The sequence below is a fragment of the Herbaspirillum sp. B65 genome, from assembly GCF_000333555.1.
GTDB classification, from domain to species: Bacteria; Pseudomonadota; Gammaproteobacteria; order Burkholderiales; family Burkholderiaceae_D; genus Herbaspirillum; species Herbaspirillum rubrisubalbicans.
Window position 1 is genome coordinate 1 of the sequence record NZ_BADI01001010.1, and the last position, 12,845, is coordinate 12,845.

Below are 12,845 nucleotides of genomic sequence, written 5' to 3' on the forward strand. Positions count from 1 at the left end.
GTAGGGCAGATCAAGCCCTGCGCAATTGTTCACCCTCAAAAGGAGATACACCATGGCAAACCAAAACCAAGGCTCGACCAGCAACCGCGGCTTCGCTTCGATGGATGAAAACAAGCAGCGCGAAATCGCCAGCCAGGGCGGCAAGGCCGCTCACGAAAAGGGCACGGCCCACGAGTTCACCTCCGAAGAAGCCCGTGAAGCCGGCCGCAAGGGCGGCCAGAACAGCCATGGCGGCAACCAGGGCAATAGCGGCAACAACCGCTAACAGCAACGACCCGGCCGGACTGCGGCGAATCGTCGGCGCGCGCCTTGAGGAGGGTGTGCGCCGGCAGCAAGGCCGATCATCAACATTCAATGACTTCAGGAGGAGACGTAATGACAAGAAAATCAACCTTGCGCGCGGTGGCCCTGGCGGCGGCCGCTTGCGCCACCTATGCCGGCGGTACCGGCGCGGCCTTGGCCCAGAGTTCGGTGACCATCTACGGCATCATCGATACCGGCGTGGTCTATACCACCAATGCCAACGCCAATGGCAATTCGGTGTTCAAGATGCCGTCGCTGACCGGTACCTTCCCGTCGCGCATCGGTTTCAAGGGAACCGAAGACCTGGGCGGCGGCTTGCAGGCACTGTTCGTGCTGGAAAACGGGTTTGCTCCCGACACCGGCGCCATGGGACAGGGCAACCGCCTCTTCGGCCGTCAATCCTATGTGGGCTTGAAGGGTAACTGGGGCCAGATCTCGCTGGGCCGCCAGGTCAATATGACCTATCTGTCGCAGTTGAAGACCGACGTGCTGGGCCCCAACATCTTCGCCATCGGCAGCATCGATAACTACCTGCCCAACGCCCGTAGCGACAACGCCATCGGCTACCTCGGCAGCTTCAGCGGCTTTACGCTCGGGGCCACCTACAGCTTCGGTCGCGATGCCGCCGGTCCGGCGGGCCCCGCCGCCACCAACTGCCCTGGCGAAGTGGCCGGCAACAGCAAGGCCTGCCGTCAGGTCACGGCCTTGCTCGGTTATGACGGCAAGGGCTGGGGCGTGACCAGTTCCTATGACATCCTCTACGGCAACACCGGGGCCTCCAACGGCTTGACCAGCAGCGACAACAAGGATCAGCGCGTCACCTTGAACGGCTACTTCATGATCGGCGACGTCAAGATCGGCGGCGGCGTGGTGGATCGGCGTACCCGCGCGGCAGCCAACACCAATACCGACTCCGACCTCTACTACCTGGGCGTAAGCTATCCGTTGAGCACAGCCTTGGTGCTGGACGCCCAGGTCTCGCGCCTGGATGTGAAGAACAGCCCCAACGATGTGACGCTATCGGTGGCGCGCCTGACCTATAGCCTGTCCAAGCGCACTGCACTCTACACTTCGCTGGGTTACATCAAGAACAGCGGGACCTCGGCCATCGCCATCGATGCCGGTGGCTCCGTGGGCGCGGGCAAGAACCAACTGGGTGTGATGACGGGGATCCGGCACACCTTCTGAGGCAAGGTCTTGAGGAGGATGGCGCACTCAGATGTCAGAGGAGTGCGCCGACATCCGCAGCATGACAAAGGCAGGGTCTGTTTTTGTCTTCGGTCCGCGCTGCTTCAGCGAGCAGGGCGGACCTGTTTTTTTCAGGGCAGCAGTACTGACAATTCCTGCGCACCGCGCAGCAGCACCGGCAGGATCTCTTCTTCCATCTGTGCCACCGACACGCGCGCGGCCTGGGCGCCCACGTTCAGTGCTGCCAGCACATTGCCCGACGCCCCGCGCACCGGCACGGCAATTGAGCGCAGTCCGACTTCCAGTTCTTCATCGATGACCGCATAACCGTTCTCGCGCACGCCGGCCAGGATGTCGCGCAGACGTTTCTGCGATACCACCGTCTTGTCGGTCAGGGCGCGCAGCTTGACCTTGTCGAAATAGGCCTTCAACTGGTCGTCCGGCAGATGGGCCAGCATGGCGCGGCCCAGTGAGGTGCAATAGGCCGGCAGGCGGCTGCCGGTATTGAGCGCCACCGACATCACGCGCGAGGTGGCCGAGCGCGCCACGTAGAGCACTTCGTGATCGTCCAGCACCGCCAGCGAGCAGGACTCGCCCAGGGTGCGGCTGATGTTGTTCAGATAGGGCTGTGCAGAAACGGTCAGCGGGGTGGATGACAGATAGGAGTAGCCCAGGGTGAGGATCTTGGGCCGCAGCGAGAAATTGTTGACGTCCGAATCGGCATAGCCCAGCTGCTTCAAGGTATGCAGGCAGCGTCGCACGGCCGCGCGCGGAATGCCGGTCTTCTGGCTGATCTGGGCAATGGTCAGGCTGCGGCGCGAATCGCTGAAGGCACGGATCACCGCCAGCCCGCGCGCCAGCGAGGTCATGAAGCTGGGATCGGTCAGGGCATCGATTTCTTCGGCGATGCTCAACTCGCGTTCCGGCTCGGCCGGGGCGCTGGCCGCATCCTTGGTCTTGGCCTTGCTGGGGCGGCCAGTCTTGGTCACCTTGGTGGGGGCCGCAGTAGCGGTCTTGCGGGTCTTGGCGGCGGGTGCGGTGGACATGGGCTCTGTTGGCTCTCTGGGCTGGTGTGTCAGGACAGGACGGCTCGGGTCCGAGGCGGTCATGATGCGTCAGGATTTTAACGTTTTGTGCGGCAAGCGAACACATCCTGCGGGTTTTTCTTGACGGCCGTCAAGCCGGATCGCTAAACTCTTTTTGTGCGAAAATCAAACATTAGTTCGGTGATCGAACATCAAGGTGCAAAAAACGTCAGCCCCTGAATGCGCGAAAATACCGATCGAGACAAGTCTTGAGCAAGCCCGAAACCGCCTGGCCGCACGGCAACCGCAAGAACCGCAAGTGGGGCGAGGCATCCAGCAGGCGCTGCAGGCGCCGCATCTAAAGTGAGAGCAACGTGATCAATAAAATTTCTGACTCCCTGGAGCAGGCCGTGGCCGACATCCATGATGGCGCCACCATCATGATCGGTGGCTTCGGCAACGCCGGGATGCCCTCGGCCCTGATCGATGCCCTGATCGCCCAGGGCGCGCGCGACCTGACCATCGTCAACAACAATGCCGGCAACGGTGAAACGGGCCTGGCAGCCTTGCTCAAGACCAAGCGCGTCAGGAAGATCATCTGCTCCTTCCCGCGCCAGGCCGATTCCCAGGTCTTCGACGCCCTCTACCGCAGCGGCGAGATCGAACTGGAACTGACCCCGCAGGGCAACCTGGCCGAGCGCATCCGCGCCGCTGGCGCCGGCATCGGCGGCTTCTTCAGCCCCACCGGTTACGGCACCATGCTGGCCGCAGGTAAGGAAACCCGGGAGATCAACGGCCGTCATTACGTGCTGGAGTCGCCCATCCACGCCGACTTCGCACTCATCAAGGCGCTGCGCGGCGACCGCTGGGGCAACCTGGTCTATCGCAAGACCGCCCGCAACTTCGGCCCCATCATGGCCATGGCCGCCAAATGCACCATCGCCCAGGTGAGCGACGTGGTAGAGCTGGGCCAGCTCGATCCGGAAAACATCATCACGCCCGGCATCTTCGTGCAGCGGATCGTGCAAACCAAGGAGGCACAGCAATGAATCGCTTTACCCGTGAACAGATCGCCGCACGCGTGGCCCAGGACATCCCCGAAGGCGCCTACGTGAACCTGGGCATTGGCTTGCCCACCAAGGTGGCCAACTACCTGCCGGCCGACAAGGAAATCTTCCTGCACAGCGAAAACGGCGTGCTCGGCATGGGCCCGGCCCCGGCCCCCGGCGAGGAAGACGAAGACCTTATCAACGCCGGCAAGCAGCCGGTCACGCTGCTGACGGGCGGCTCCTATTTCCACCATGCCGATTCCTTCGCCATGATGCGTGGCGGCCACCTGGACATCTGCGTGCTGGGCGCTTTCCAGGTCTCGGCCAAGGGCGACCTGGCCAACTGGCATACCGGCGCACCGGACGCCATTCCCGCCGTGGGCGGCGCGATGGACCTGGCCATCGGCGCCAAGCAGGTGTTCGTGATGATGGATCACCAGACCAAGACCGGCGAGAGCAAGCTGGTGGAGGCCTGCAGCTATCCGCTCACCGGCATTGCTTGCGTCAACCGCATCTATACCGACCTGGCCGTCATCGACGTGACCCCGCAAGGCCTGCAGGTGCGCGAGATCGTCGAAGGCCTGTCCTTCGAGGAACTGCAGAAACTGACCGGCGCACCGTTGCGCCCGGCCGCCTGAACCGTCACTCTTATCGCTGCGAGGAATGCATGAAAGACGTATTTATCTGTGATGCCATCCGTACTCCCATCGGCCGCTACGGCGGCGCACTCAAGGACGTACGTGCCGATGACCTGGGTGCCGTGCCGCTGCGCGCGCTCATGGAGCGCAACCCGCAGGTGGACTGGAAGGCGGTCGACGATGTGATCTTCGGCTGCGCCAACCAGGCCGGCGAAGACAACCGCAACGTGGCACGCATGTCGCTCTTGCTGGCAGGCCTGCCGCAGGAAGTGCCGGGCAGCACCATCAACCGCCTGTGCGGTTCCGGCATGGATGCGCTGGGCACCGCCGCGCGTGCCATCAAGTCCGGCGAAACCCAGTTGATGATCGCCGGCGGCGTGGAATCGATGACCCGCGCGCCCTTCGTCATGGGCAAGGCCGACAGCGCCTTCTCGCGCCAGGCCGCGATCCAGGACACCACCATCGGCTGGCGTTTCGTCAATGCGCTGATGAAGCAGAAGTACGGGGTGGATGCCATGCCCGAGACTGCTGAAAACGTCGCCGTCGATTTCAAGGTCAGCCGTGAAGATCAGGACCAGTTCGCCGTGCGCAGCCAGGCCAAGGCCGCAGCGGCGCAAGCCAATGGCACCCTGGCCCAGGAAATCGTGCCGGTGGTGATCCCGCAGAAGAAGGGCGACCCCGTCACTGTGACCCAGGATGAACATCCGCGTGCCACCAGCATGGAAGCCCTGGCCCGCCTGAAGGGCGTGGTCAAGCCGGACGGTACCGTCACGGCAGGCAATGCCTCGGGCGTCAACGATGGCGCCTGTGCGCTGTTGCTGGCCAGTGCCGAAGCGGTGGAAAAATACCAGCTCAAGCCGCGCGCCCGCATCCTGGGCATGGCCACTGCCGGCGTGGCACCCCGCATCATGGGCATGGGGCCGGCCCCGGCCAGCAAGAAGGTGCTGGCGCAACTGGGCATGAGCATCGATCAGATGGACGTGATCGAACTCAACGAAGCCTTCGCTTCGCAAGGGTTGGCCGTACTGCGTGAGCTGGGCGTGGCCGATGACGATGCGCGCGTGAACCCCAATGGCGGCGCTATCGCCCTGGGCCATCCGCTGGGCATGAGCGGCGCGCGGCTGGTCACTACCGCCACCTATCAACTGGAGCGCACCGGTGGCCGCTACGCGCTGTGCACCATGTGCATCGGCGTGGGGCAGGGCATCGCGATGGTGATCGAACGCGTCTAGGCGTGTAAGCGCGTACAGGAAGGCGTAGCGGGGCATCACTGCTGCGCCTTCCATGAAAATGGCAAACGCACGCATGAAAATGTATCAAGCAAGGACGGCAAGCAAAGCAAGACAATAAGGGAAAACAACCTGATACCAAGCGGCCACCAAAAAACAGAGCCGCTGGCCAGAAGAGGAGACACTTCGCATCATGCATCTGCATCATGACTGCGCGCCGCGTGCGGCCGCGCCCACCAATGGTCATCGGAGAGGTGCGCCATGCTAGGCAACTTCATCGGTGTGCTCTTCGACGGCATCGCCTACGGCAGCCTCTTGTTCCTCATCAGCGTGGGCCTGTCGGTGACCATGGGCATGATGAACTTCATCAACCTGGCGCATGGCGCCTTCGCCATGCTGGGCGGCTATGTCTGCGTGACGTTGCTCAATCGCATGGGCGTTCCCTTCCTGGCCACGCTGCCGCTGGCCTTCCTGGCGGCGGCCATCGTCGGCCTGGTGCTGGAACGCTCGCTGTATCGCCGTCTCTACAAGGCCAGCCACCTGGACCAGGTGCTGTTTTCCATCGGCCTGACCTTCATGGCCGTGGCCGGTGCCACCTGGCAATGGGGCCCGACCCAGCAACCGGTGGTGCTGCCGGACTGGCTGCGCGGGCAGGTATCGCTGCTCGGTCTGGACGTGGGGGCCTATCGCGTGTTCCTGATCGGGGTGGTGGTGATCGTCACCGTGGCGTTGGGATTGCTGATCGAACGTACCCGTTTCGGCGCGCAGATTCGCGCTGCGGTGGATAACCAGGTGGCGGCAGCCGGCCTGGGCATCAACGTCAGCCGTGTGTTCAGCCTGACCTTCGCCCTGGGTTCCGGGCTGGCCGGCCTGGGCGGCGGCTTGGGCATCGACGTGCTGGGGCTGGACCCGAGCTTCCCGGTCAAGTACATGGTCTACTTCCTGCTGGTGGTGGCCGTGGGCGGTGCCGGTACCATCAAGGGTCCGCTGCTGGCGGCCATCCTGCTGGGCGTGTTCGATGTGGCCGGCAAGTACTACGTGCCGGAAATCGGCGCCTTCGTCATCTATGGCCTGATGGTAGTGCTGCTGATCCTGTTCCCGGCCGGCCTGATGCGGAGGCGTGGATGAGCATCGTCAACTCGACTCCTACCCCGTTACCCGCCGCCGTGCGCACCGGAAAGCCCGCCATGAAGCCTGCCCTGCATCTGCCCAACGACCGCTGGAAGCCGCTGGAAATCGTGTTCTGGCTGCTGCCGGTGGCCGCTTATTTCCTTTTCCCGGATTACCTCGTGCTGATCAGTCAGGTCATGATCGTGGGCCTCTTTGCGCTCTCGCTGGACCTGATCCTGGGCTATGCCGGCATCGTCTCGCTGGGTCATGCCGCCTTCTTCGGCCTGGGAGCTTACACCGCTGGCCTGCTGGCCGCGCATGGCTGGGGCGAACCCCTCAGCGGCCTGTTGCTGGCGGCGCTGGTGGCGGCTATCGGCGGTTTTCTGGTCAGCTTCCTGGTGGTGCGCGGGGCCGACCTGACGCGCCTGATGGTCACGCTGGGCATCGGCCTGATGCTGTTCGAGGCGGCCAACAAGGCGGCCTTCATCACTGGCGGAGTCGATGGTCTGTCCGGCATGGTGATGGACAAGATCTTCGGCGTCTTCGAATTCGACCTGACCGGGCGGGTGGCCTATGTCTACAGCCTTGCGGTGCTGTTCCTGCTGTTCGTGGTGTTGCGGCGCCTGGTCAATTCACCCTTCGGTCTGGGCCTGCGCGGCATTCGCGAAGGCGCGCGCCGGATGCCGGCCATCGGCGCCGATGTCAATCGGCGCCTGGTGGTGATCTTCACGGTGGCCGCCGCCGTGGCCGGTGTGGCCGGGGCCTTGCTGGCGCAGACCACGCAGTTCGTGGGGCTGGATGTGCTGGGCTTTCCGCGCTCGGCCGAGCTGCTCATCATCCTGGTGCTGGGTGGCACCGGTCGCCTCTATGGCGGCCTGGTGGGAGCACTGGTCTACATGCTGGCGCAGGATTATCTGTCCGGTCTCGATCCGGCCTACTGGCAATTCTGGATCGGCCTGTTGCTGATCGTCATCGTGCTGTTCGCCCGCGGCGGTCTGCTCGGTGGCTTGGTGCTGCTGCGTGACAAGTTCTTCAAGGGAGGCCGCGCATGAACCCCACTTCAAGCACCGCAGACACCACACTGCGCACCGAAAACCTCTCCAAGCGCTGGGGCAGTTTCGTGGCCAACAGCGAGGTTTCGCTCACCTTCACGCCGGGCGCGCGTCATGCGCTGATCGGTCCCAACGGGGCGGGCAAGACCACCTTCATCAACCTCTTGACGGGCGGCTTTGCCCCCAGCAGTGGCAAGGTCTGGTTCGGCGGTGAAGACATCACGGCGCTGGCGCAGTACGAACGCGTCAAGCGCGGCATGACGCGTACCTTCCAGATCAATACCCTGTTCGCCGGTCTCACCGTGCTGGAGTCGGTGGTGCTGGCCATCCAGGAGCGGCGTGGACTGCAATACAAGTGGTACCAGACCGTGGCCAGCCAGACCGAGGTGGTGGATGAAGCCATGGCCTTGCTGGTCTCGCTCAAGCTGGAGCAGGAAGCCGACAGCCTCACCCGCAGCCTGGCCTATGGCAAGCAGCGTCTGGTGGAGATCGCACTAGCCCTGGCCACCCGGCCCAAGGTCTTGCTGCTGGACGAACCGGCCGCCGGTATCCCTGCGGCCGAGAGTCGCGAACTCTTCGAGGTGATTGCGCAATTGCCGCGCGATGTCACCATCGTCTTCATCGAGCACGACATGGGGCTGGTATTCCGTTTCGCCGAACGCATCACCGTGCTGGTGGGCGGCAAGGTGCTGGTGGAAGGCACGCCGGCCGAGATTGCGGCCGACCAGCGGGTCAAGGAAGTCTATCTCGGGGAGGCTGAACATGCCTGAGTTGCTGGCACTGGACAAGGTGACCGCCGGTTATGGCGAGTCCATCGTACTGGAAGACGTGTCCTTCGTGATGCACGAAGGCGAGAGCCTGGCCCTGCTGGGCCGCAACGGCGTGGGCAAGACCAGCCTGCTCATTACACTCATGGGCTTGACCCGGATGCATGGCGGCAGCATTCGCTGGCGCGGCGGCGACATCGTGCGCGTACCCACCCACAAGCGCGCCCATGCCGGCCTGGGCTGGGTACCGCAGGAGCGGTTCATGTTTCCCTCGCTGTCGGTAGAAGAACACCTGACGGTGGTGGAACGCGGCGGCAAGTGGGATCTGAAAAAGATCTATGAAATCTTCCCGCGCCTGCACGAACGCCGCCACAACATGGGCAACCAGCTCTCCGGTGGCGAGCAGCAGATGCTGGCCATTGCACGCGCCCTGATGGTCAGCCCCAGCATCCTGCTGTTGGATGAACCGATGGAGGGATTGGCGCCGATCATCGTGCAGGAATTGCTCAAGGTGATCCGCCGCCTGGTCAGCGACGAAGGCATGTCGGTGATCGTGGTGGAGCAACATGCACGGATGGCTTTGTCACTGACCCAGCGCGCCATCGTGCTCGATCGTGGACGCATCGTCCATGCTTCCGATAGCCAGAGCCTGCTGGCCGATGGCGAGAAGCTGGATCGGCTGGTGGCGGTGGCCTGAGTTTTTCTTCCGCCTTGGCTTCAACCTTACTTTTCTAGCGATCCTCTTGTGCACAGTCTTGCTGATGGCGTCGATGTCCTGGCGCCAGCGTGCGCAGGCGGCTGGTTTCCTCCGCACCTTGCCTGACGATGGTGTCGGACCTGGGCCAGGCCATCAGGTCGAGTATCCCGCCCACGGTGACGTGCTGCTGCTGGCCGTGCAGGATCTTCAGCACCGGGCGCGTCAGGTCGGCCGGATTCTGGCGGATCACCAGGCCGGCGACACCCGACTCCAGCCGCACCAACGAACCTACCGGATAGATGCCCAGTGTCTTGACGAAGGCCAGTAGCAACGTGCGGTCGAAATGGCCCTCCCAGTTGGCCATCTGGTACAGGGCTTCGGCCGGATCCCAGCCATGCTTGTAGGGACGTTCCGAGGTCAGCGCATCATAGACATCGCAGATGGCCGTCATGCGTGCATACAGCGTGATGGACGCAGCCGGCAGCGCATCGGGATAGCCGCGCCCGTCCAGGCGTTCATGGTGATGGCGACAGACATCGCAGGCATACGCCGGGATGTCGGGGTTCTGGATCAGGTATTGGTAGCCCAGTTCCGGGTGCTGCTTGATCAGGCTGAATTCTTCAGCGGTCAGCTTGCCCGGCTTGTTGAGAATGTCATCGGCGATGAAGGCCTTGCCGACATCATGCAGGTAGCCGCTCAACCCCGCCTCGCGGCAGGCCGACTCGCTCAATCCCAGGGTCCGGCCCAAGGCCACCATCAGTGCGCAGACCGCCACCGAATGCAGGTAGGTGTATTCATCATTGAGCTTGAGGCGCAGCACACTGAGCAATGCAGTCGGCTCGTGCAGCACCGAACAGGCGATCTCTTCCACCAGTGCCACGCACTGCTCCAATTGCAGCACCTTACCCAGACGAGCCCCGCTGAAGACGCTGCGGGTCACCTCCCGTGCATGTTCACGCAAGGTGATGGCGGCCGTCAGGGCCGGGTCTTCCGGCGTTGCTTGCGGGCAGGCAGTCGATGCGGCTTCTTCTGGTTTTTCGTGTTCTTCTGCGGCGCACAGGGGGGCCACGCAGGCCACGTCCAGTCCACGGGAAATATCGATCCAGCAATAGGCGATGCCGCTGGCTTGCGCCTGTTGCAGATCGCTCTCGCGCTTGAGCAGGAAGCGCTTCTTCCAGAAGGGATGGTCGATCCAGGCGGCTTCGAAACCGCAGAAGTACATCCCTAGGACCAGGTCTGCGACGTTGATCTTCTTGAGCATGTTCAATGAACGCATTTCATCAATAGGCGAGAGTGCGAGCCAGTCCCGTCCTGTGGAAGACACGGGTGCCGGCCAGCGTGACGCACCATGGAAAACCGGACGCTCAGATCCTTATCAGAGCGCTGATCTGTTCAGTGAGAGGCGGATCGCGCATTGCACTGGCCGGGGAGGGCGGATTGCACCAGATGGCTTGTACCGTGCAGTTTTCGCAGAATGCCAGGGTATTCCCGGGTGGAAAGTTGCTGCGCGTAATCATACCGCCCTGATTTTTTTTGAGAATCCGTTAAGTGCGAATAACGTTTATTTGAAATTGGAATTGGTATCCGTTTTCGGGCGCGGTATGTTCGGCATCTTTTCATGTGGGGAGTTCAGGGGACATGGCCAATTTCGATCTCAACCTGTTGCCGATTGCCTTGGCGATCTTCGAGGAGCGTAGCGTGAGTGCGGCCGCCAGAAGACTCGATATGAGCCAGCCAGCAGTCAGCGTGGCCCTCAACAAACTGCGTTCTGCCCTGGGGGATCCCTTGTTCGTGAAGACCGGCAGCGGTATGCAACCTACGCCCCGCGCGTACACGCTCATCGATCCGACCCGCGAGATCCTGCAACGGGTGCAGGCCGAAGTGCTGGCCAGCCAACAGTTCACGCCGGCTACCACCACCAGGCGTTTCGTGCTGGCACTGTCCGACATCGGCGAACTGATGCTCTTGCCCAGGCTGCTGGCACGCCTTCGCGATGAAGCGCCCCACGCTTCGGTGGCCACCGTGACGATGGCGCCGGACGATCTGGTGGTGGCGCTGGAGAGTGGCGAGGTCGATCTGGCCATCGGCTATTTCCCGGACCTCAAGAAACGTAATTTCTTCCAGCAGCGCCTGTTCTCGCAGGATTTCGTCTGCCTGCTGCGCGCCGATCATCCCTTGTTGGCGCAGAAGATCAGCCTGGATCATTTCCTGGACATGGGGCATATCGTGATCAAGGCCGAAGGTCGGGATGAGCCCATGTGCGAGCGCTTCCTGCTGCGTCGGAAGATCCGACGTCGGGTGGTCTTGTCCACCTCGCACTGCATGGCCATTCCATTGTTGATCGCCTCCTCCGACCTGATCGCTACCGTACCGCGCGGCTTCGGCGAATTCGTGACGCGGGTATCCAATGTCAGGTTGGTCGAACCGGGCTTCGAGATGCCATCGCTGGACCTGAAGCAGCACTGGCATCGCAAGTATCACAAGGATGGCAGCAATGCCTGGCTGCGCGCATTGACGGTGGCCATGTTTCCATTCGGAACGGAGCCGATGCCGCCTCAGTCCTCGTCGCAGCGGTCGTCCTGCAACTTGGCCAGTGGCGCCCGGCTGTGAGGATTGTTGAGGTGCACCAGCTTATCGAGCAGCAGCATGAACTGTTGCTGCTCGGCTTCCTCCAGCGGCGCCAGGATGCGCTTGCGCAGGCGCTGCAGACCAGGGATCAGTTCCTGCAGCAGGCGCTCGCCCTCCGGCGTGATGCGCAGCGCCCGCTGGCGACGGTTGTGCGGAATCACTTCGCGCACCAGCAAGCCCTTTTCCTCCAGCCGCGCGCAGACCGTGGCGCCGGTGGAGGTATCGATGGCCACCAGGCCGGCCAGCCGCACCTGGTCGATGCCCGGGTGATTGGAGAGCATCCGCAGGATGGCGTATTGCACCGGGGTAATGACGCCGCCGATTTCGTCATGGAAGATCGATACTGAAATCTGCTGGGCCCGTCGTAACAGGTGGCCGGGGTGTTCGTAGAGGTCGATCAACTGGCTTTCGTCGGCGCTGTGCGGGGTAGTGGACATGGTCGATACGGTTGGGCGGCAAACCGGCAGTGTAAGGTCCGTCAGGTTTTGCCTCAATGAATTGATGCAACGCGCAATGAAAAAACTCCGCCAGCGCGTTTACTTGCGCGGCAGATTGACGGATACTTTTCCATACATTCAGTGTACTGAATATTAAAACAAGAAAATGTGAGACCCGACAGGATCTGGATCAACAGAACTGCGGAAACCAACAAGCTGGAGCAAGCCCATCAATTGGATGGCACAGACCGCGCAGGGCCTGTGCCGATTGAGGAATTCACCTAAGAGGAGACCGTCATGTTCCCCAAGAATGCCTGGTACGTCGCCTGCACTCCCGACGAAATCGAAAGCAAGCCCCTCGGTCGCCAGATCTGCGGCGAGAAGATCGTGTTCTATCGTGGCGCCGAAGGCAAAGTGGCCGCTGTCGAGGATTTCTGCCCGCATCGCGGTGCGCCTCTGTCGCTGGGCTTCGTGCGCGAAGGCCAGTTGGTATGCGGCTATCACGGCCTGGAGATGGGTTGCGACGGCCACACCCGCAACATGCCCGGCCAACGCGTGCGCGGTTTCCCCTGCATCCGCAGCTTCCCGGTGGTGGAGCGCTATGGCTTCATCTGGGTCTGGCCGGGTGACAAGGAACAGGCCGACCCGGCCCGGATCCATCACCTGGAATGGGCCGACAACCCTGAGTGGGCCTATGGCGGCGGCCTCTATCACATCAATGC

The 12,845-nt window shown here is 62.7% G+C and carries 14 protein-coding genes; 11 read left to right on the top strand and 3 right to left on the bottom strand.

Features of this window, described 5'->3' with window-relative positions; all coding sequences use genetic code 11:
• Nucleotides 1-52 precede the first annotated feature (52 nt).
• Nucleotides 53-265: a KGG domain-containing protein gene (locus tag I5W_RS23845; RefSeq protein WP_017455303.1), complete on the top strand. Its 213-nt coding sequence runs from the start codon at nucleotides 53-55 to the stop codon at nucleotides 263-265.
• A gap of 110 nt (nucleotides 266-375) precedes the next feature.
• A complete protein-coding gene (locus I5W_RS23850; RefSeq protein ID WP_044531113.1) occupies nucleotides 376-1,491 on the top strand; it encodes a porin in 1,116 nt (371 codons plus the stop codon).
• 131 nt (nucleotides 1,492-1,622) lie between these two features.
• On the opposite strand, the gene I5W_RS23855 is transcribed toward I5W_RS23850, so the two are convergent.
• Nucleotides 1,623-2,537: an IclR family transcriptional regulator domain-containing protein gene (locus I5W_RS23855; RefSeq protein WP_017452592.1), complete on the bottom strand. Its 915-nt coding sequence runs from the start codon at nucleotides 2,535-2,537 to the stop codon at nucleotides 1,623-1,625.
• Between the two features lie 353 nt (nucleotides 2,538-2,890).
• Between I5W_RS23855 and I5W_RS23860 the strand changes: the two genes are divergently transcribed.
• The 7 genes from I5W_RS23860 to I5W_RS23890 all read left to right on the top strand — a co-directional run bounded on the left by I5W_RS23860 (nucleotide 2,891) and on the right by I5W_RS23890 (nucleotide 9,058).
• Nucleotides 2,891-3,565 carry a 3-oxoacid CoA-transferase subunit A gene (locus I5W_RS23860; RefSeq protein WP_044531114.1) on the top strand — a complete coding sequence of 225 codons (675 nt, stop codon included), beginning with the start codon at nucleotides 2,891-2,893 and terminating at the stop codon, nucleotides 3,563-3,565.
• Nucleotides 3,562-4,203 (top strand): CoA transferase subunit B, encoded by a 642-nt coding sequence (locus tag I5W_RS23865; protein ID WP_044531115.1) that lies wholly within the window; start codon nucleotides 3,562-3,564, stop codon nucleotides 4,201-4,203. Before I5W_RS23860 ends, I5W_RS23865 begins: the two co-directional genes overlap by 4 nt.
• 29 nt (nucleotides 4,204-4,232) lie before the next feature.
• The gene (gene pcaF, locus I5W_RS23870) at nucleotides 4,233-5,435 is read left to right on the top strand and encodes a 3-oxoadipyl-CoA thiolase (protein ID WP_044531116.1); all 1,203 of its coding nucleotides are present in this window, start codon (nucleotides 4,233-4,235) and stop codon (nucleotides 5,433-5,435) included.
• 258 nt (nucleotides 5,436-5,693) lie between these two features.
• Nucleotides 5,694-6,560, top strand: coding sequence for a branched-chain amino acid ABC transporter permease (locus tag I5W_RS23875; RefSeq protein ID WP_017452588.1), 867 nt, complete (start codon nucleotides 5,694-5,696; stop codon nucleotides 6,558-6,560).
• The gene (locus tag I5W_RS23880) at nucleotides 6,557-7,594 is read left to right on the top strand and encodes a branched-chain amino acid ABC transporter permease (RefSeq protein ID WP_044531117.1); all 1,038 of its coding nucleotides are present in this window, start codon (nucleotides 6,557-6,559) and stop codon (nucleotides 7,592-7,594) included. The genes I5W_RS23875 and I5W_RS23880 overlap by 4 nt, the downstream gene beginning before the upstream one ends.
• On the top strand, nucleotides 7,591-8,364 hold the full coding sequence (locus I5W_RS23885; RefSeq protein WP_044531118.1) for an ABC transporter ATP-binding protein: 774 nt from the start codon (nucleotides 7,591-7,593) through the stop codon (nucleotides 8,362-8,364). The genes I5W_RS23880 and I5W_RS23885 overlap by 4 nt, the downstream gene beginning before the upstream one ends.
• Entirely contained in the window at nucleotides 8,357-9,058 is a 702-nt protein-coding gene (locus tag I5W_RS23890; protein ID WP_017452585.1) for an ABC transporter ATP-binding protein, read from the top strand. The genes I5W_RS23885 and I5W_RS23890 overlap by 8 nt, the downstream gene beginning before the upstream one ends.
• 34 nt (nucleotides 9,059-9,092) lie before the next feature.
• On the opposite strand, the gene I5W_RS23895 is transcribed toward I5W_RS23890, so the two are convergent.
• On the bottom strand, nucleotides 9,093-10,319 hold the full coding sequence (locus I5W_RS23895) for an HD-GYP domain-containing protein (protein ID WP_044531119.1): 1,227 nt from the start codon (nucleotides 10,317-10,319) through the stop codon (nucleotides 9,093-9,095).
• A 377-nt stretch (nucleotides 10,320-10,696) separates the two neighbouring features.
• On the opposite strand from I5W_RS23895, the gene I5W_RS23900 reads away from it, so the two are divergent.
• Nucleotides 10,697-11,668: a LysR family transcriptional regulator gene (locus I5W_RS23900; protein WP_044531120.1), complete on the top strand. Its 972-nt coding sequence runs from the start codon at nucleotides 10,697-10,699 to the stop codon at nucleotides 11,666-11,668.
• On the opposite strand, the gene I5W_RS23905 is transcribed toward I5W_RS23900, so the two are convergent.
• Nucleotides 11,614-12,123: a MarR family winged helix-turn-helix transcriptional regulator gene (locus tag I5W_RS23905; protein WP_017452582.1), complete on the bottom strand. Its 510-nt coding sequence runs from the start codon at nucleotides 12,121-12,123 to the stop codon at nucleotides 11,614-11,616. The two genes, I5W_RS23900 and I5W_RS23905, sit on opposite strands and share 55 nt — an antisense overlap.
• A gap of 297 nt (nucleotides 12,124-12,420) precedes the next feature.
• On the opposite strand from I5W_RS23905, the gene I5W_RS23910 reads away from it, so the two are divergent.
• Nucleotides 12,421-12,845, top strand: a 425-nt coding sequence (locus I5W_RS23910; protein ID WP_044531121.1) for a Rieske 2Fe-2S domain-containing protein, incomplete at its 3' end; no start/stop codon positions are given.